Here is a 20110-nt window from a genome sequence, read left to right on the forward strand (position 1 = left end):
GATTGCTCGTCTCAGCGGCGTCGGATCGTCGATAAGGGCCGTCTTACGGTTCCATGGGTGGCTCAGGTTCCGGCTCTTGGCTGTGGATTGGGGAGAGACCTTCTTTTTGCAAGAACTTCATCACGACATAGAAGAAGACCGGCGTAAAGATCAGGCCGAAACCGGTCACACCCAGCATGCCGCTGAACACGGCGACACCAAGCGAGAAACGCATTTCCGCCCCGGCGCCGTGTCCCCAAAGCAAAGGCGCTACGCCCAGGATAAACGCAAAGCTGGTCATGACGATCGGCCGCAAACGAACAATGCATGCTTGAACCGTGGCTTCCAGAAGTGGCTTGTTTTCCTTCTCCATCAGATCCTTGGCGAACTCGACCACAAGAATCGCGTTCTTGCATGCCAACCCCACTAACACCACAAAGCCGATCTGGACGAAGATGTTGAGCGCCATGTGCGCGATGATGACACCGGTAAGCGCGGCCAGAACGCACATGGGGACCACCAGAATAATCGTGACCGGCAGCTCCCAGCTTTCGTAAAGTGCCGCCAGGATCAAATAGACCAGAATCACCGCGCCAATCAGTGCTGAGATCGGATTCTGCAGTACATCCTTAAACGATTGAAACTGGCTGGCCTGTTCCTGCAGGAACGAAATCTCGGTCCATTCCGCTTCCATCGAGGCAGGCAGCTCTTGGGCGGCCAGATCGTTCATCATCGTGAGCACTTCGCCGGTGCTGACGATCGGTACATTCACCCCATTGATGGCCGCTGCGGGGAAGTTGTTGTAACGATTGATGAACATCGGCCCGGTACTGTCTTCAATGGTACAAAGCGTTCCCAGAGGAACCATTTCACCAGTGACGCTTTTGACTTTGAACTGGCGGACCGTTTCGGCATTCACGCGAAACTTGGAATCGGCCTGGACGTTGACCTGCCAGGTCCGGCCGAAACGATTGAAGTCATTCACATAGTAGCCACCCATATAGACTTGGAGTGCTTCGAAGACGGCGTCTAGCTCGACTCCCATGCTTTTGCACTTTTCGCGATCAATGTCGACAAACAACTGCGGCGTATTGGCACGGAAAGTACTGAAAGCGACCACGATGCCGGGCTGCTCTAAAGCCAGATTGGCCAGTCGATCGGCTTGGGCCTGTAGGACGGCATAACCGTTGTCGCCACGGTCTTCGACCATCAGCTTGAAGCCGCCAGCATTTCCCAGACCGTTGATTGGGGGAGCCTCGAATACGGAAACGCGGGCCTCTTGGATCTTGCTGAACTTCTTACGCAGTTCCATCGCGATGTATTCGGACGTGGTTTCTTTTCCCGTTCTCTCCGAGAAGGGGGCCAGTGAAAAGAAGCCGCCGCCAAGATTGGAACTGACCGCGTTTTGCACAAAAGATTGGCCCGATACGTCGACGACATGGGCGATGCCAGGCGTCTCCATCGCAATCTTTTCTACCTCGGTCATGACCTTGTCGGTACGTTCCCGCGAGGCTGAGTCGGGAAGTTGTACATCGAAAACCAGGTACCCTTGATCCTGGGTGGGAATGAAGCCGGCCGGCACTGCATTGAAACCGTAACCGGTCAATCCGATCAGCCCGACGTACACGATCACCGCCACGGCACTGATGCGAAGCAGCGATGCGATGCCCCGGCCGTAGAAGTTGGTCACCCAATCGAAGATGGTGTTGAAGACACCGAATACGGCCGCTAAGGCACGGTTCACCGTGTGGGATAGTAGATAACCGATGACGGCACCTGGAACGAAGAGCGCGGCTTGCATCCACAAGGGCAATCCCTCTTCGCCATGCTCGCCGGAACCACCCAGGAAAGTACTTCCCAGCCATACCAGCAGAACTCCACCCAGCGCGGTAATTCCCCACCATGGCAACGCTTCGCGATGTTGCGTATGGTCTTCGCCTGGCTTCGGGTCGCGGAAAATCGAGGTCGCTCTGGCCGGGGTCATCGTCATGGCGTTCATGGCTGAAATCAGCATGGCTGCCGCGATCGTCAGTGCAAACTGCCGGAAGAACTGCCCCGTGACGCCTCCCAGGAAGGCGCTGGGGAAAAATACGCTGCTCAACACGAGCGTGATTGCCACAATGGGACCGGTGATTTCTTCCATCGCATGAATCGTGGCGTCGCGGACCTTGTAGCCCATGCCAATCCAACGCTCGATATTCTCGAGCACGACAATTGCATCGTCCACGACTATGCCAATGGCAAGCACCAGGCCAAACAGCGTTAAGTTATTGAGCGTGAAGCCCATCATCGCCATGATCGCGAAGGTCCCGATGAGCGATACGCCCACGTCGATCAGCGGTAGCATTACCGCTTTCCAGTCCTGGAGAAAGAAGAGGACGACGATGGCAACCAGGATGATCGCGTCGCGAAGCGTTTTGAAGACTTCTTCCACCGACTGTTTAATGAAGGGAGTCGTATCGTAGCCAATCTCGTACTTAAGGCCTGGTGGGAACTTCTCCTTTAACTCTTCCATCTTGCGTTTGACGCGATCCCCCACATCAAGCGCATTGGAGCCAGGTAATTGGAAGATGCCAATCCCTGCCGAAGGCTTCTGGTCGAACCGGCAGATCGTGTTCAAGTTCTTGGCACCGAGTTCGACGCTGCCGATATCACGGATGCGTGTGATTTGGCCGTCACTTCCCGTTTTCACGACGATATCTTCAAATTGCTCAGGCGTTTTCAATCGTCCCAGGGTCGTCATCGTGAGCTGCATTTCCTGCCCCGGAGGAACCGGCGGTTGACCGATCTGCCCGGCGGCAACCTGAACGTTCTGCTCCTTTAGGGAAGCGACCACTTCGCCTGCGGACATGCTACGCGATGCGAGGGCATTCGGGTTTAGCCAGACACGCATGCTGTAATCTTGCTGCCCCAGGATGCCCACGTCACCGACCCCCTCAAGGCTGGCCAATTGGTCACGGATTTGAATGGTGGCGTAGTTGCTTAGGTAAAGGTTGTCGAGCAGAGGTTGGCCGGTCTCGGGGTCATCTTCGGAGAAGAGATTCACCGCGAGCAAAATATTAGGGGACTTCTTTTTGGTCGTCACCCCAGTGGCTTTCACCACGTCCGGCAGCAGCGGAGTGGCTTGAGCAACGCGGTTTTGAACCAGAACCTGGGCCATGTCCAGGTCGGTTCCCAATGCGAAGGTGACCGTTAATGTGTAACTTCCGTCACTCGCCGACTGCGACGACATGTAAAGTGCATCTTCGACGCCAACGACCTGTTGTTCGATCGGGGCCGCCACCGTTTCAGCGACGACATCCGCACTTGCACCAGGGTATTGGCATGTTACCGAAACCGTCGGCGGGGCGATTTCGGGATACTGGGCAATAGGCAATATCCACACGCAGATCGTGCCCGCCAAGACGATGATAATGGAGATAACCCAGGCAAAGATGGGGCGATCGATAAAGAAGCGAGCCAGCACGTTGCTATCTTTCGTCGGTGTGATTTGGCAATCAAATGAACAAGGTTGCGACTTTGATTAAGAACCACCCGGCATCGGCGCGGATGGCTGGTTCGTCTGATTGGCAGGTTGCTGCGGAGGCGAATTCGACACGGGCTTCTCGTTTTCTTTGACGGAACGAAGGACCTTCTCATCAATCGGAGGAGGTTCTGGCATGGTCGTGTCCTGCGGCTTGACCGGTTTGCCGGGGCGTACCAATAGCAGACCATTCACAATGACTTTTTCCCCCTCGGCAAGACCTTCTTCAACGACTCGTAGTGAGCCTTGCTTGGTTCCCAGTTGAACACTGCGACGCTCCGCGTTGCCGTCTTTATCGAGTACGTAAACATACCGATCACTCTGATCGGCACCGATAGCGCCCTCGGGAACTAACACGGCATCGTAGGGGGCCTTCGTGGCAACCTTGACTCGAACGAAAAGCCCGGGGCGGAGGGCCCCTTTGGGATTTGGAATCACGGCACGTACGGTCAGCGTTCCAGAGCCTGCGTTGACTTGATTCGAGCCGAAGTCAATTGTTCCCAGGTGGGGATATTCCGAGCCATCGGCGAGGTAGATTTGGACGGGGATCTTCAATTCTCGTAGTGAGCCTTCCTCTTGCGGATTGGTTTCTGAGCTGTGCCGTTGGATATAGCTCAACAAAGCGAGTTCGTCGACGTCGAAGTAGGCGTAGATGGGGTCGACCGATACGATGGTAGTCAGAAGCGTTGGTTCACCAACTCCACTTTGAACAAGATTTCCATCGGTAACGTACGTTCGATCTATGCGGCCGCTGATCGCTGCATTGATCGTGCAATAATCAAGGTCGACTTTGCGGGCGGCAATTTCGGAATCGGCCGCATTGACCTGAGCGACTGCCTCATTGGCGGCCGCGACACTTTCATCGAAAAGTTCCTGGCTGACTGCTCCGCTGCCTACCAGCTTTTTGTTGCGGGCCAAGGTTGCCTGGGCCAACTCGTTTTTGGCAACGTAAAGTTCTTTTTGGGAAACGGCTTGATCGTACTCGGCCTGGTAGGTCCGCTTATCGATCTCGAACAGAAGATCCCCCTTCTTGACCATCGCCCCATCTTCAAAAGCAACCCTCTGCAGGTAGCCAGATACTTTGGCGTAAACATCGACCGAAGAAACCGCTTCGATGTGGCCGGTATACTCGCTGAAGTCGACGACCTGGCGTTTGATGGCAGGGGCCACGGTCACATTCGGTGGTTCGGCTTTGGGCATCTGCCGGCGCGGGCCACAGCCGATGGTGATAAGTAGAGCAAGTGTCAGAGTGATCGTCAGGCGAAGCACGTTCAGCTGCATTACTACTTCCTGTTGCTGGTCTCGTTGTCTCTATCCCAGAGCTGAAAGATGTTTCCCTTTATACCGTGACGGCTTCCAGATTACACGAGGTCTGGTAGTCCCTCTTCATACAGAAATCACGTACTTCTCCAAAATCATGGCTAGGGCAGCCGATCTGATGCCGCAGCGGGAAGCATTTCCACCTTTGATTATCCGTGAGGCTAGGGTAGTCTATGCATTCTAGGAGAAACGTATCGGCGTATCTGACTATCTACAAAGTCGTTTCGACTACACTCGGAGAGCCTTACGAGGTCTTTCATTGGTAAAGATCTCATTTACGACATCCGCTGGTTCTCTCGCTTTGGAAAACTCGTCAACATGCACGAGAAGGCGAATCTGAACTTTTGTAAGACCAGGTAAGTTTCGAATGGATTCGGATTCTTCAACCAGCGCAGAGGAGGTTTCTTCTCGAAGGATTCTCGCCGTGTTTGTGATTACGGCGCTGGTGGGTACCGGGATAGCGTATTTTGTCCTCTGCGTTGCCGCATACAGCCGGTATTGCAACGAGTGGAGTGGCATGCTGCTTTCCGGGTACCGGTTTGGGGTACCGCAGCGTCTTGTGGAGAAAGGGGTCTACCCTGTCCATGAAATTGGTTGGGATGGACAGTTCTACTACCTCCAGGCGAATTACTTAGATCCCCATCCGGATGCTTACGATCATATTGATGCTCCGCCTTATCGTTACCAGCGCATTGGCTTGCCGCTGGTAGCTGCTGTGTTTAGTTGGGCGATCGGTAGCGATTACGTTTCCCCCCATACTTACTTGTTCGCCTCGCTTCCGTTTGTTGGTGTGGGGATGGGGGCACTCGCTGCATGGTTGTTTGCCCATCGCTATTCTCCACTATGGTGTCTAGGATGGGCCGCGAACGTGGGAATACCGATTTGCCTACTGCATGGTCAGCCAGATCCATTGGCAGATGCGTTGTTTATCCTCGCGATGTTAGCGTTGATTCGAGGCATGCCCATCGCTTATGCCGCGGCGGCGACGTTGATGTGTCTGACGCGCGAGCCCTATTTTCTGATCGCGGGAACCATACTCGCTGCGTCCTTTGCCGGGATGATTCCCTGGAAAGGCAATCCCGATACAGGCGGATGGATGGTGGTGACCTTGCGGGCGATCGGTCTGCGGCGTTTGGCGGAATTGGTCATGGTTACTCCGGAATCCGAGCCGCAGTCGACTATCTTCAGTGGAAGACCAAGTGCCTGGAACTTTTGGGCCTATCGAACACCGCTGTGGCAGTTGATTGTCTTGCTGGTTCCCTGCGCGGTCTTCATCGCCTGGCAATTGTACTTGCGGACGGTCTTTGGTCAGACGGGATCGGAAGGATCTGGCGGCGTCATGCTTGACTACCCGTTCTTTGCGTTTTTCAGGTCCTCGGTTCGTTCGCCTGACTATGTGATCAGACCGTTTTACTACGTCACTTTGATGATGGGATTCGTCGTCCTGTGGAGCGTTCGCCGCAAGTTGTCCCTGGCGTTGATTCTTTTGCCTTACTTCCTGGTCTTGTCGATGATGTCGGAAGTGGTTTGGATCGATATCAGCGGTTACTCCAAGGCCATGGGGACGGTGTTGGCGACCATCGTGATCTGCTTTCCGCTGATGGGAAAAAGGATGCTTTACCCAGTCGGGCTGCTCTTGATTTTTGCCGTGCTGACATATACACAGTGCTTCAAACGAGTCTATGGCCCGGTTGATCTGGTGCGCGTGCCTGACTTCCAGGTCGTGCAGCTTGATATGGAACAGACGCAGCCTGTCCTCAAGGCCCCTCGATGTTCGATCAGGGTTGATCAGGAAGAACTCGTGAAGCGAGCCGCGGCAAAGAATGGCATCTACCGCTTTGAATTGCTGGGACGGCGTTTCCCACAAACCTACTTTACGGTACCCATCACGGTTACCAACGAAGGGTCCGAGACGTGGGAACATTCAAGAGAGAACGCAATTCAAATCGTGCCTGGCTGGATCGAGGGAGAGCAATTGCCCCACTGGCAGGCCGCTACCGATGTGCCGGACAAAGTGCCCCCAGGTGAATCGTTCACCCGCGAGGTGCCGATCCTGCTTCCGCGCCGTCCTGGTGATTACACCCTGAGGATAACGCTACGGCAGTTGGAACAGTTCACGTTCGATGAAAAGGGGGACAACTACATCGATATCCCGATCTCGTACCGTTAGCAGGAGTGTGAATTCGCTCAGTTGCTCAAGCGGCAGATCGTTTGTCTACCGGTGCTTCTGCTTCCTCGTGTTGGGTCGAAAACGGACGCTGCGATTGCTTGAGCGATTTTCGCAGTTTCCAGATCTGACCAAAGGTGCGCTTGCATAGGCGATATTTGCCAAGAAGCGTTCCGCCTCCCTTGGATTCCCCTTCGGTACGCAGGTCGAACCGGACGTCGACCAGCTCGACATCCATCTTCCGTTCGCTTGCCACGTACAGGATGTACAAGTCCAGCGTAAAGTCATACGGTGCCTCGTCCATGTGCTGCATCAGCGAGTGATGGAACACTTTGGGCTGGGCGTTGACGTCAAAGTACGAACCCCCCAGCGCCGCCGATGCGACCCAGCCCATGGCTGAGGTAAAGAATTGATCAAACATCGGGCGACCTTTGCGGTTGCCGCGGACCAACGCGTGTTTGGGATTGGGCATCTGCATGAGGCGATCCAATGCCCGGATGACGTCCTCTGGGGGAGTTTGCAGATCGGCATGCGTCCAGGCCAGGTACTCGCCTCGGCTCTTGCGGAGGCCGAACAGAATCCCGTAGCCGTAGCCTTGATTGACGTCGACCAAAACCGAGCGGGCAAACGCGTTCTCCGGACGATCTAGCAGATCGGCCATGACTTGGGGTGTGTCGTCCTTCGAGCCGTTATCGACCAGCACCAGTTCGATATCCTTTCGACTGCCGATCGCGTCGCGAAACGCCGAGACCAGTCGGTCCAGATTCTTCGATTCGTTGTAACACGGGACGACGATGGAAAGTGTGGTATTCAACGTGGGCTTCCTTCGAAAGCAGCGGTGCTAGCTGAACGGTCGAGCGACTCGATTTCGCCCAATGGTATAGGCCAACAATAGCGAAAGGGTCAAGGTCAACGCAGCCATCAGGAAGACAAAGCCGCTTGCCAGAGATCCGGCCGCTTGGTGCAAATGGCGTCGACCGAATAGGGAGAGAGGGCTTGGGCATAGTCGGCGATCGTTTCGACGCTTCTTCCTTGAAGTTCTGGTGAAACGATGCACAGCTTGAAATGAGCCTTGAGTTGGTCGTACGTTTCGTCGGTCAACGGCATCTTGGTGAAGCAATCGATCCAGGCCCACTGGACGTCGCCTGCCAAGGCCATGGCGGACTCGATCGGTTCATACTCGGAGAAGCGAACCGCAATCTTGCTTTCTCCCTGTCGGCAGAGAGTGCGGATCATGGGGTAGCTGCTGTCGAGAAAAAAGTAGTCGTCGACCGTCCCTTGAATCATTTCCAGCACGCGATGCTCGATGCGTTCGCTCTTGATGTTCAGGATCATCAGTCCGTGACGGTAGTCGGCCAGGTAATCCTCAAATCGCTCGCCCCCTTGGAAAGGATCATGCTGGAGAATCAGGTCGTCGCCATGATCTCGCAAATCGAGTTCGACCCCGTATTCGGTTGGTACATCGGCCAACTGCTGGCGTGTGTTGATACGATGAGCGATGTATAGCATGGAAGTTCTCGCTAGGCTGCTCGGCGGTCGGAAACAGGAATTGCGACTTCTGGAGGTTCGCTAGAAGGAGCCGACGTGGTGGAGTCTGCGGGCAACTGTTCACGAAATGCCAGGAACTTCATGCCTACAAAGTTGGCGACCGTGGTCGTTCCGGTTGCCAGGAAGAAGCCCAACAAGCGGAATTCATCTCCAGCCAGCAGAAGCACGGCACGGTTGATTCCCACGTTCAAGCCAAGCGTGCAGGCGTAGATAAGAACGTAGAAAATCGGTTCGCTGACCGATCGCTTCGTCGACTCGAAAGTCCACACTTTGTTACCCCAGAAGCCAAATAGCATTCCGCAAACGTACGAGATTCCCTTGGCGACGTCAGGGGAAATACCGGACCACGTGGTGATCAGCGCGTAGCAGATTCCGTCGATCGCGACCGAGCTTCCGCCAATCACGAGAAAGCGGAGTATCTGACGCGATACCTTAGGCGGCGAGTTTTCGTTGCTGTTGTTGGGCAAAGTATTTCTCCCAGCGCTGGTAATCCCGCAACTCTTCCGGGGTTCCCCAGCCGATGTATTTTTCGACTTCAAAGGTGTCAAAGCGGTTGCCTGTGGAAATCATCCTATTGGGGACGACGTCCAGATAGAACTCGTTGTTGATCCGCTCGTCCGAAGCGACCAAGGCATCGATGGCATCGAAGAGTTGATAGGCCGATTGAAACCAGAAGAACCCACTCACGACGTGGTCACTCAATAAGTGTTCCGAGATCGGCTTCTTGCAAGAGACATGGGTGACTTGTTGATCCTCTTGATCGGTTGCTACCCAGCCGTAGCTAGTCGGTTTGGGCAAGACTCGATTGTCACCACGATACGTCCAGATCAGACCGTCCCATTGCCCAGACGTCGCTTTCTCGATGAAAACCTCTTCGTCGTACACGTGGGTGTTGTCGCACGCCGCGACAAGAACGTCCGTATCCTCGGAGAAGGCCTCCGCTGCCAGTCGAACCGTACAGGCCTGTCCCTCGGTCAGGCCAGGGACGACAACGATCTCACAATCGGAGAAATGGCTGCGTAGTACCTGGTCGATCTGATGCTCGGCCACGTGATCGCGATGCACCAAAAAAATGATTCGTTCCGCCGACGGCAGGTCACCAATGGCGCGAACCACCATGGGAAGTCCGTCTACCGGAATCAACGGTTTCGGTAGCGTGTAACCAGCGGAGGAAAACCGTGATCCGGCACCTGCCATGGGGACAATGATATTCATGATTATCTCATGGAGTCGGAAAAGGATTGGAAGATCTGACGCTCGACCTCGGGGGTTAGATCGAGGTAGACGCCGTGCTCTGGTGTACGGATGAAGGTGATCGGAGCCAAGTGAGGAATCTTCAGGCGATAGCACTGCGAGCGCGGTACGCCCAACGCATTGCCCACCAGGCAGCGCAAGACCACATTGTGCGTGCAGGTAACGGTATCGGTTGGACTTTTATCCCAGATATCCGTCATCGCCTTCAAGCCACGCTGAAAGACGTCCTCGGTGCATTCCCCTCCTGGAAAGCGAGGGTCGTGTCCTTGTTGCCATGCCTGAAACAAAGCAGGGTGAGAATTACGCGCCGCTTGAACAGTCATGCCTTCGCAGGCCCCGTAGTTGATTTCCTGCAAACGATCGTCGGTTTCAAACACGACCGAAGGATCAATCGATGCCAGTGATTGCCGGCACCGAGTCTGGGGAGAAGAGAAGAAGAGAGGGGCATCCAGGGACGAAATGGCGTCGCTCAGGCTACTGATAGCCGCCGAATCGGGCGGAAGAATTTCAGGATTGCTGCGTCCCAAGAATCGAACCGAGCCATCCTCGGCATAGTTCTGAGGTGTCGGAGCGTGACGAAAGACAACGTGCCGAGTCGCATGGGAGTGAAAGGTTGAACGAAATTGTTGCTCGAATGTTGCCGCGAACGACTCCAGGCGTTCGTCCAGGTTTTCAACCGGCGGATCAAATTGTTGTCCGTGTTTTCGAAGCGACAGTTCGCTGAAGAATGCTCGAATGGGTGATTCTTCGGCCGGGAAGTAGCGGAAGAAGTTGGCCTGAAGCTCATCGCTTGGCAGGTCACGATTCGACCGCGTCAGCAACTTGACCAGGTTTTTCATGAGGAACCGGATGATGTGATACGCGAATTCATGTTGGTCGCGAACGGTCATCGGCTTGAGCTGCTTGCGTTCTTCGTACGAGACGTCATTGCAGACAAGTTCTCGGTAAGAAACGACGCGGGCTCGATAGTCATTCAGGTAGTCGGTAATGCTGCGACGGGCACTGACGAAATGACGCGGTTGGAGGGCAAATGCTGGGTAGATGTCTGCCATCGATGCCCGGTGATTCACGGGCGAAAGCTGCCAGTCGAAACAGGTAAAGGGACTTTCGATCACGTGCTTTACGTGGGCTTCTCGCGAGTAAAGCATTAAGTGCAGGACGGCTGTCTGTTCGTCGTTGAACTTCAGTGGCCCAAGCGTTGGATTGATGCGAAGCTTCCAACCGTGGGCCTGGACAACGGGCTCAAGTTGCTTCTGAAAAGTGGCCTGCAGGCTTTCAAAGCGTTCTCGGTGAAGTTGATCGACAATGACGATGTAGTCGATATCGCTCACGCCGGAAAGATCGTCGCTGTTGAGGAAGCTGCCTGTCAGTGTGGCCGAAAGTACCCATGGGATAGAGTCCGCCACCGAGTGCAGGGCATGAACGATCTCACGTTTCATCGGAGGCAGTGCATGCAGATCAAACGAGGCGTCGCGATCGTAAAGTTGCGGTTTGACTGCTTGGTTTTCAGACATACGATTCACCGAAGGTCAGACGAGAAAATAAGATGAGATTCGCCATCGATGACGCGGTATTGCGACAAGCTTGGGCAGACAATTTCACCAGAGGGAGGAGACGGCAATAACTTGTCAGCAACCGTGGGCCAGTCCAATGGACTGATCGATGCAATCGTGAAATGAGGGTGCCAGCCAGCACCCCAAAATGGGAAACCGACGGTCTCGACAGCCTTGCGCTGCTCAGGTGCGAAATGTTGCCATGCTTCGGCATAGCGCTGCTTCGTCGCCGCAGGATCGTAGAGTCCTTGCAGCGACGATCCGATTTGTTCCTGGATGGATCGCAATAGACTTTGCGAAGGTTCGTCAAAGTTGACGACCAAGGTACGGTTGCCTGTCATGGGATCCGCGTCAAACACATGCCAGCCGGTTGTGCGAAGAGTGGGGGCCGGAATCGATTCGGCCAGCCTAACGACGGATTGGGAAAGGTCTGTCCCTGCGACAAAACGAGCCAGGTATGCCGTCATATGGGGAGGCTCGTTCAGAAAGATCTGGTTGCCTACCAGATCGCGCACCGTCTGTTTGTACGCATTGATCGTTCGGCTGAATTCTGGCGAAGGATCAACCGAGATGAAATCGGTGACAATCGAGGTCATCTCTTAGGCGGCCTTCTTTTGCCCGTAGCGATTTTGATAACGATCGTGGTACTTTGCTGCGGCCTCGAAGGAGAGGATCTTCACTTCGCCCAGTTGCTTGGCCAGGAAGACCGTCTTGGCGACGTCTTCGGTCATCACGGCTGCTTTGAGAGCCGCTTTCGGGCTGGGGCCCCAGGCAAAGACGCCATGATTGGCTAACAGGATTGCTGGCGCTTTACCTCGGTGTTTGAGGATGGCGTTTCCGATCGAGTGATCGTCGCAATCGGCAAATGGAGCACAAGGGATCTCGCCCCCAAATTCATCCGCGATCGCCGTCAAGCACAAGGGGATGCTCGAATGAACGGCAGCGAACGAACTGGCATAGTTGCTATGCGTGTGAATGATGCCGTTCACCTCTGGCATATTGCGATAGAGCGCCAGGTGATGAGGGAGGTCGACGCTGGGACGAAGATCACCGGAAACGACTTCACCACTTTCCAGGTCGACTTCAACCAGCATTTCTGGTTTCAGCGTATCGTAGTCGATCCCGGAGGGCTTGATCACCAAACTTCCTGACTCACGATCGAGACCGCTAGCATTGCCCGAATGCATCGTCACGAGACCGGTTTGGGGAAGCATCTTGTTGGCGTAACAAACTTCTTCCCGAAGTTTTGTAAGATTCATTTTGGCAATCCTTTGCAATGAATCGGGGCGAGGCCTAAAAACCGATTGTTAAACCACGCTAAGCCGCCACTTTGGTAGGGTATTGAACGCGTCGTCGGATTTCGTCGACAGCTAAAATCGGGTTCTCTGCACGCAGAATGGCCGATGCGGATACGACATATTTCGCTTCGATTTGCGAGATGGTCGAAGAGTTCACTCCTCCATCAAACATTAACTCGAAGTTGTATTTGGTGCGCATTGTGTTCAAAGCGGCAACGAGGTCGATTGCTTCCTGGCAAATCTTTTGACCTGATTGCCCTGGCTTGGCAATTCCCAAAACCATAATGAAATCGACGTGATTTAAGAAGGGCAATAAATCGGCCGGATCATTTCCGACTCGCCAGACGATACCCACTTTCTTACCATGTTGGCGGCACTGGAAGATCAATTTGTTCAGGTCTTCTTCGATTTCCAGATGCAAGAGAACCCAATCTACTTCGTTCCATACGCGATCCAGCCACCGCGATGGCTGGCGTGTCATCAGGTGCAGCGCCACTTGTCGGTGGGGCCAATACTTGCGAGCTTCCTGAAGTTTGAAAACATTGACTGGTGCCGGGTTATCCCCCATGGTTTCATCGACCAGGTCGACGTGGATATGATCGCAGCTGTCACCAACCGATTCAAAAATCGCCCCTACGTCTTCATCGGAAGCCGCGTACACGGCAACCCCCAGGTTGCGCGCCTGATCGAACGTGAAATAGCGATGCAGCGTGTAGGCGAAAGAAAACAGGGCTGCGGCCGTGGCCAATCGTAGCTCCCAGTAAAGCGTATCCGTCGAGGCCTCGATAAACGAAATGACGGTCATATTGAGCCCAAATGACAGCACCGATACGACCGAATACTTGGTGAACGTGCTCAGCAAATACTTGGGGGCGACCTGAAAGTTGAGCTTCGCGTTGAGGACATAGCCAAAAACGATGCCGAACACGAGCGCCGCCGAGGCTCGGCCAAGCCGCGGCCAACTCTCCGGCATGATCGTATTCATCAAAACCAGTTCCAGGCAGATGGATGCCATCCCAATTAGGATGAACCCAATCAGGTATCGAAATCGATACCAGTGCGAAAGAATCGTTTGACGACGAAGCCAATTGAGAACGTTGATTGGAGATCCCATAGCCAACTTGCTCGATCGAAGAGAACGATCCGGTCCAAGCCATTTTCTCGGAAAATGGCAGCCTCAAGTCAGGGGGTTAGCACTTGAGGGTGGAGCGTAAATATCAGAAGCCGCTTGGTCGTGCAACAGGAATCAAATGCAAGAGAGACTACGCCCGCATCCTCACCGGTTCGTACTTGTTTGACTGGCTTACATTGACGACGATTCGCGTCCTTCAAGGCCTTGCTATTCTTCCAGGCCTGCCTGAATTACGGATTCATCTTGGTGGAATTCTGCTGTCAAGGTATCCTGACGCTCGTAACAAGTGAAATGGTAAGTCAAGCATCCTGGGACGAGGCATTTGGGGCGAGTGATGTCACTGCTATCACGGTATGACCATCGCAGGGAAGAGAGATGCCATGATGGCTGATTCGACTCTCGAATCAAAGCCCGTATCAACGCGCCGTCTCTTGGTCGTGTTTCTGATTACGGCAGTGCTTGGAACGCTGCTGGCATACGCAGTCCTCACCATTGCTGCCTACAACAAATACTGTGGTCAGTGGGGGGGAATGATTCTTCCCGGATACCATTTCGGTGTTCCGGATCGCTTGATGGAAGAAGGGTACTTTCCTAATCAAGAGATTGGCTGGGACGGGCAGTTCTATTACTTGCAGGCAAACTACCTTCTTCCCCATCCAGATGCTTACACCCACATTGACGCGCCTCCTTATCGATATCAACGGATTGGTCTGCCGATCGTCGCGCGGCTGATGAGCGAACTGATGGGAAGCGATTATGTTTCGCCCCATACGTTTCTCTTTGCTTCGTTGCCGTTTGTGGGGATCGCCATGGGGGCGTTGGCCGCATGGCTCGTCGCTCATCACTATTCGCCGTTATGGTGTCTCGGCTGGGCAGCCAATGTGGGCATCCCGATTTGTCTGCTGCACGGTCAGCCAGATCCGCTGGCCGATGCCTTTTTCATTTTGGCGATGTTGGCACTCCTTCGTGGAATGACGCTGACGTATGCCGTGGCCGCTTCGATGATGTGCTTGACGCGAGAGCCCTACTTCGCGATCGCCGGGACCATTGCCGCGGCATCGTTTGCTGGGCTGGTTCCCTGGAAAGGGGCCACGGAAGATGGCGGATGGGTCATTTTGGTCTTCCGCAGAATAGGGTTGGAACGTCTATCAAGCCAATTAATGACTCAGCCTGACGTCAAAGCGAGTCATACCATCTTCGACGGCAAGCCAAACGCCTGGAATTATTGGGCCTATCGAACACCCCTCTGGCAACTTGCCGTCGTCATGATTCCATGTGCCCTGTTTATCGGCTGGCAGGTATACCTAAGGGCCTACTTCGGGCAATCAGGTTCCGAGTCAGCGGGTGGGGTAATTCTCGATCTTCCATTCGTGGCGTTCTTTCGATCATCCATCGCTTCGCCCAGCCTCTTGACGCGTCCCTTTTACTTTGCCGTTTTACTCCTGGGATTCTTCGTGCTGTGGAACATCCGCAGAGCATCATCTTTATCGCTGATCCTGCTTCCCTATTTCGTTGTCCTGTCGATGATGTCTCAGACCGTTTGGGTTGATCTGAGTGGTTACTCGAAGGCAATGGGGACCGTTCTGGCATTCATGGTGATCGCTTTGCCATGGACGACCAAGGGGGTTGCCAGAGTTCTTATGGTGATGTTGGTAGCGGCTGTGCTGTTCTACACGCAGTGCCTGCGGGAAGTTCTGGGTGAGGTTCGGTTGATGCCAATTCCCGACTATCAAATCTTGCAGCCACTAAGTGCCGATGATCAGCCGCCCGTCGAAGACCTCGCCTGTTCGATTCAGTTGGATCAGGGCGAATTGAGGAGCCTGATTGCCGAAAAGCGAGACGACTACCAACTTGAATTAGGGGGGTTGCGGTTCCCCCAGGCCTATGTTGTTCTTCCGATAACTGTCACGAATGAAGGGGAATCATCCTGGCCGCGAACGCGAAAAAACGCCATCCATCTGGCCTACGCTTGGAGCGATCGGTCGGGGGCGGTCCAGTGGATGCCGCCGATCGAGATCCCGTTTGACGTTGGTCCTGGAGAATCTTTCCAGCGACAAGCACCTCTTTTGCTGCCCCGTTCGTCTGGTGATTTCACGTTGCACATCATGATGCGGCAAGGGAAAGATTCGGCACTAAATCAAAGTCCAGAAGGGCACTTGGATATCTTCGTTTCAATTCCGTGAAACGCGGTAATTATGGGGGTTAGGGAGGTGAAGAAGGGGCAACTCCGCGACCAAAAAAATTGAATGGATCCGGTGAATTCCGTAGTCTTCGTGATCACGTGCCGATATACTAAAAAGCGTAACACCCACCTGCTTCCATCTTGCAAACATTCCCACCACGTCCCTTATTTGTGTCGCAGCAACTCCCTGCGGACCTAAACCAGAAAGAGTCCTATCGTATCTCTCTGGGCTTAAAGCAAATAAACAGGCAATTGACCTCCTTGATACGCGGAAGGATCGTTCATGCTTACTCGTAGAACCATGCTGCAAGCAGTCGCGACTGGTGCCGGCGCCGCACTGGGGCTTCCTCTGACGGCCCAGCGTCTGGTTGCATCGACGCCAGAAAACACCACGCCGAAGCGTATCATCTTCTTCATGCAGAATCAGGGCTTCGACCCGGCAACCTGTATTCCCAAAGGAATCCACAACAGTGGTTCGTTGGCCAATGCAGAATTGCCGGAGCCGATTCGTCCGCTAGAGGCATACAAGGATCGCCTGCACATTATCAATGGTCTGCATGGCGTGCATACCAGCCCTTCGCATAGTGCGTTTTTTGGCGCGTTGGGCGGCTACCGCGGGGGGGACGGCGTTCCGCCGAGCGCCGCGACGATTGACTACGAGTTGAGCAAGGCCTTGCCGCAGACGCTTCTGCCGCATTTATGCATTGGCATGGACTCGATCGAAAACATGACGACCAAGCCGACGTTGGCCACTCTCTCTGCAAGTGGTGCCGGTCAACCGATCTTCATGCACTCGAATCCCAATCACCTGTATCAGATGCTGTATGGCAGTATCGCGACCGGCGATATCCGACTTCAGCACGAGGCCCGCTCGAACGTTTTCAACCAGATCGAAGGCCTGGCCGCCGCAAAGGGCGAGTCGCTTCCCACGGTCGACGGTCAGCGTTACCAGCAGTTCGTCAACGGATTCCAGGATATCAACGGCCTGCGCGAACGTCTCGACACGGTTTCCGACCATCTGAAGAAGTTCGCGCCTGAGGTTGACGAGCGCTATACCAATCCCGAATTCGAAACCGATTGGCATGACGTCTTGTTGGACCTGGGAATCTCGGCGCTCACCTCAGGCATCACGAACACGTTGACGATCGGTTCTGGCCGGGGGGAAATCTTCGGCGCTTGGAAGGGACTGGGGATTGAGCAGCAAGGGCATAACCTCGGGCACATGAAGCAGCCTGACAATCCGATTTGGATCAAGATCCGCCAGTATAACAGTCGGATGTTGGTGAAAATCGTCGAGTCGTTGGAAAGCGTGCCCGAAGGCAGTGGCACCATGATGGACAATACGTTGATCGTCTACACCAGCAACAATGCCGACAGTCAGCACACCCGCGGTGATAACTGGCCGGTCATGTTGCTGGGCAATTTTGACGGTGCGTTCAAGACCGGTTGCTTCACCCAGATAGACGGTAATCGTCCCATCAACGCGCTCTATACCACGCTACTGCGAGCAGCAGGCGTTACGTGTGATCGCTTCAACATGGATGGAAAGCTGGCCAAGAAGTTTGATTCCGGTAACGGCCCGCTCAAGGAACTGCTGGCATGAGCAAGTTCGCTTACGCTGGTGCCGCGCTTCTTTGGTGCGGCCTGTTTGCGGTAGCTAGCGCCGAGACTTATACGCCTGGTCAACGCATTGAAAAAGACTTTCGCGGCTTTGTCAAGCCGCTTCTGGCCACGTACTGTGGGGACTGTCACGGAGAGAAAGATCCCGAGGCAAACGAAGGCAATTTTTCGCTATATGATCTAGGTGCTGTCGATGCTGTGAACGCTGACGCCTGGACTTCGGTTTGGGCACAGGTCACCTTGAAGCAGATGCCTCCCAAGGACATGCTCCAGTTGGAAGTTGTCGAGCGTCTTCAACTCTCGGACTGGATCGTCCAGGAGCTTGCTCGCGTCTTGAAGGATAAGGGAGGCTTCCAGGCACACCTCGACCCAGAAAAGGGTAACTTTGTTGATCATGATCTGCTATTTGGCCCTTTGCCGAATGACATTCAACTGCGTCCTACTTCGTCGCCAGCTCGCATCTGGCGAGTGACGCCTCAAGAGCACATCACGCGGCTAAACGAATTAATCAACAGTGAGCCCAAGTTTGATCCGGCTAAGCCTGGTCTGCGAACGCATGGGGACGCGGTACCCACCAACCACGGTGGAGAATTGAAGCTTTACTTCGGTGTCGATCGCATCATCAAGTGGCAAGGTGGTACGGTTGCCTACGCCACGGCGGTCAAGAGCGTTCCAGCCGTGCTTTCCTCGTCGCGAGATCACGGGCTAAAGAACTACCCTCACTTTTCTACGGTAAACAGCGCCGAAGCCACCCAGATCATCAGCATCGCCGAAGACGTCATACGCTACATGGCTTACGGCCCGCTGAGTATCGCCGAGCCGTACCAAATCACTGACGATCCGAATTCCATTCGAGATAAGATGCAGGGGGACCTTCGCGGCCTGCCTACTTCGCTGGTGTACAACACCAAGATCGTGCGTCCCCTGACGCCGGTCTATGATCTGATGAAAAACGAGGGGGCCGACGAAGTAAGCGTGCGAGCGGCCGTCGATTATCTTTTCGAGGCACTCACCTTTCGTCCTCCCACGCCACAGGAGTCGGATGCTTATCTGGAGATCGTTCAACAATCGATCGGCAAACTTGGGAAGGAAGATGGAGCCGTCCTTGGACTATCGTCAATCTTTCTCGATCGCGACGCATTGTTTCGGACCGAACTTGCCGCGGGTAGCGAGCCAGACCAATACGGCCGCGTGATGCTCAGAGATTGGGAGCTAGGTTTAGCCGTCAATCATGCGTTCAGCTATATCCCACCAGATGAACCGCTGTGCAAGGCAATTGTCGAAGGTCGGATGCGTACCCGAGCCGACGTGAAGCGTGAAGTCGAGCGGATTTTGGCCGACGACAGCATCCGGAAGCCCCGCATTTTGCAGTTCTTTCGTGACTACTTCGACTACGACCTGGGTGGCTATATCTGTAAAGACACCAAAGCCCTGGCCGACACCGGAGTAGCTGGGGGGCAGGGGTACTATCTTTCCATGTTCGATGCGACGGCAAGTACCGATCGCCTGGTCGAATTGATTTTGGAAGAAGACAAGGATGTCCTGAAGCAATTGTTGACCACGGATAAGGTGATTGCTACCAAGAGTGATAACACGTTTTTCGGAGAGAGACTCAGCCGGCAGGAAACAGCCAAGTCGATTGCCGAAGCAAAGAAGAGGCACGACGCCGAAATCGAAGCCTGGCGGGAAGCCAATCCTGGAAAAGAGCCTCCCAAGTCACTGATTAACAAGCGGGATGACGTGAATCACAAGGTTGCCGAGGCGCAGCTTTCAGGCGAGAAAATTTACGCCCGGGTGGGCCGACGAAGCTTTGGCGCAGGATCGATGAAGCCAGAGCGTATCCTCGCCACCGTGACAGAAGGGCAACGACTTGGCATTTTGACGCACCCTAGCTGGCTCGTGTCGCATTCGGATGCCATGGACAATCATGCCATTCGCCGTGGCCGATGGGTTTACGAACGGCTGCTGGGTGGCGGAATTCCAGATGTGCCCATCACGGTCGATGCGATGCTGCCGGATGAGCCTCACAACACACTACGTGAGAGGATGAGAGTAACCCAAGAGTCGTATTGCTGGACGTGCCATCAAAAGATGGACCCGCTCGGGTTGCCATTTGAAATGTATAACCATGCCGGACTCTTTCGCAAGACAGAGCTTGAGAAGCCGGTCGATACCTCAGGCGAGATCATCGATTCCGGCGATCCTGAGCTAGACGGTAAGGTTGCCGATGCGATCGAGATGATCAAGAAAATCGCCGATAGCGAACGTGCCGAACAGGTCTTCGTCCGCCATGCCTTCCGGTTTTGGATGGGGCGCAACGAGACCCTGAACGACCGGCCTGTACTTCAGGATGCCTATCGCGCCTACAAGGAAAACGGGGGGAGCATGAAAGCAATGTTGACGTCGCTGCTCACTTCGGACGCGTTTCTTTACCGCAGCGATATTGATCTCGATGCGAGCCACAGCAATTAGGATAGAATGGCGAATTGTTGTCTCAGCCAGTTGACGAAAAACAATTTAGCGCTATGATGTGT

General features: G+C 54.4%; 14 protein-coding genes. 4 read left to right on the top strand and 10 right to left on the bottom strand.

Features of this window, described 5'->3' with window-relative positions:
• Nucleotides 1–43: 43 nt before the first annotated feature.
• Together Pan97_RS03150 and Pan97_RS03155 are read right to left on the bottom strand one after the other, a co-directional pair.
• A complete protein-coding gene (locus tag Pan97_RS03150) occupies nucleotides 44–3445 on the bottom strand; it encodes an efflux RND transporter permease subunit (protein WP_144970665.1) in 3402 nt (1133 codons plus the stop codon).
• A 57-nt stretch (nucleotides 3446–3502) separates the two neighbouring features.
• Nucleotides 3503–4783 carry an efflux RND transporter periplasmic adaptor subunit gene (locus Pan97_RS03155; RefSeq protein ID WP_144970667.1) on the bottom strand — a complete coding sequence of 427 codons (1281 nt, stop codon included), beginning with the start codon at nucleotides 4781–4783 and terminating at the stop codon, nucleotides 3503–3505.
• A gap of 463 nt (nucleotides 4784–5246) precedes the next feature.
• Here Pan97_RS03155 and Pan97_RS03160 point away from each other — a divergent pair, with 463 nt between their 5' ends.
• Nucleotides 5247–6992, top strand: a complete 1746-nt coding sequence (locus tag Pan97_RS03160) for a hypothetical protein (RefSeq protein ID WP_144970669.1) — start codon at nucleotides 5247–5249, stop codon at nucleotides 6990–6992.
• 25 nt (nucleotides 6993–7017) lie between these two features.
• Here the strand turns inward: Pan97_RS03160 and Pan97_RS03165 are convergent, their stop codons facing one another.
• From Pan97_RS03165 to Pan97_RS03200, 8 genes are all read right to left on the bottom strand, one after another.
• Nucleotides 7018–7803, bottom strand: coding sequence for a glycosyltransferase family 2 protein (locus tag Pan97_RS03165; protein WP_144970671.1), 786 nt, complete (start codon nucleotides 7801–7803; stop codon nucleotides 7018–7020).
• Nucleotides 7804–7910: 107 nt separating this feature from the next.
• Nucleotides 7911–8498 (bottom strand): phosphatidylinositol-specific phospholipase C/glycerophosphodiester phosphodiesterase family protein, encoded by a 588-nt coding sequence (locus tag Pan97_RS03170; RefSeq protein ID WP_144970673.1) that lies wholly within the window; start codon nucleotides 8496–8498, stop codon nucleotides 7911–7913.
• Nucleotides 8499–8509: 11 nt separating this feature from the next.
• Nucleotides 8510–9004 (bottom strand): GtrA family protein, encoded by a 495-nt coding sequence (locus Pan97_RS03175; RefSeq protein ID WP_165698587.1) that lies wholly within the window; start codon nucleotides 9002–9004, stop codon nucleotides 8510–8512.
• Entirely contained in the window at nucleotides 8970–9752 is a 783-nt protein-coding gene (locus Pan97_RS03180; RefSeq protein WP_144970677.1) for an NTP transferase domain-containing protein, read from the bottom strand. Before Pan97_RS03180 ends, Pan97_RS03175 begins: the two co-directional genes overlap by 35 nt.
• 2 nt (nucleotides 9753–9754) lie before the next feature.
• Nucleotides 9755–11305 (bottom strand): histidine phosphatase family protein, encoded by a 1551-nt coding sequence (locus Pan97_RS03185; RefSeq protein ID WP_144970679.1) that lies wholly within the window; start codon nucleotides 11303–11305, stop codon nucleotides 9755–9757.
• A 5-nt stretch (nucleotides 11306–11310) separates the two neighbouring features.
• Complete coding sequence (locus Pan97_RS03190) at nucleotides 11311–11940, bottom strand: 2'-5' RNA ligase family protein (protein ID WP_144970681.1); 630 nt, start codon at nucleotides 11938–11940, stop codon at nucleotides 11311–11313.
• A gap of 3 nt (nucleotides 11941–11943) precedes the next feature.
• On the bottom strand, nucleotides 11944–12603 hold the full coding sequence (locus Pan97_RS03195) for an L-ribulose-5-phosphate 4-epimerase (protein ID WP_144970683.1): 660 nt from the start codon (nucleotides 12601–12603) through the stop codon (nucleotides 11944–11946).
• A 58-nt stretch (nucleotides 12604–12661) separates the two neighbouring features.
• On the bottom strand, nucleotides 12662–13756 hold the full coding sequence (locus Pan97_RS03200) for a GtrA family protein (RefSeq protein ID WP_144970685.1): 1095 nt from the start codon (nucleotides 13754–13756) through the stop codon (nucleotides 12662–12664).
• Nucleotides 13757–14154: 398 nt separating this feature from the next.
• On the opposite strand from Pan97_RS03200, the gene Pan97_RS03205 reads away from it, so the two are divergent.
• The 3 genes from Pan97_RS03205 to Pan97_RS03215 all read left to right on the top strand — a co-directional run bounded on the left by Pan97_RS03205 (nucleotide 14155) and on the right by Pan97_RS03215 (nucleotide 20048).
• Nucleotides 14155–15957: a hypothetical protein gene (locus tag Pan97_RS03205; protein WP_144970687.1), complete on the top strand. Its 1803-nt coding sequence runs from the start codon at nucleotides 14155–14157 to the stop codon at nucleotides 15955–15957.
• Between the two features lie 282 nt (nucleotides 15958–16239).
• Entirely contained in the window at nucleotides 16240–17559 is a 1320-nt protein-coding gene (locus Pan97_RS03210; RefSeq protein ID WP_144970689.1) for a DUF1552 domain-containing protein, read from the top strand.
• A complete protein-coding gene (locus Pan97_RS03215) occupies nucleotides 17556–20048 on the top strand; it encodes a DUF1588 domain-containing protein (RefSeq protein WP_144970691.1) in 2493 nt (830 codons plus the stop codon). Before Pan97_RS03210 ends, Pan97_RS03215 begins: the two co-directional genes overlap by 4 nt.
• Nucleotides 20049–20110 lie beyond the last annotated feature (62 nt).

The organism is Bremerella volcania (genome assembly GCF_007748115.1).
GTDB classification, from domain to species: Bacteria; Planctomycetota; Planctomycetia; order Pirellulales; family Pirellulaceae; genus Bremerella; species Bremerella volcania.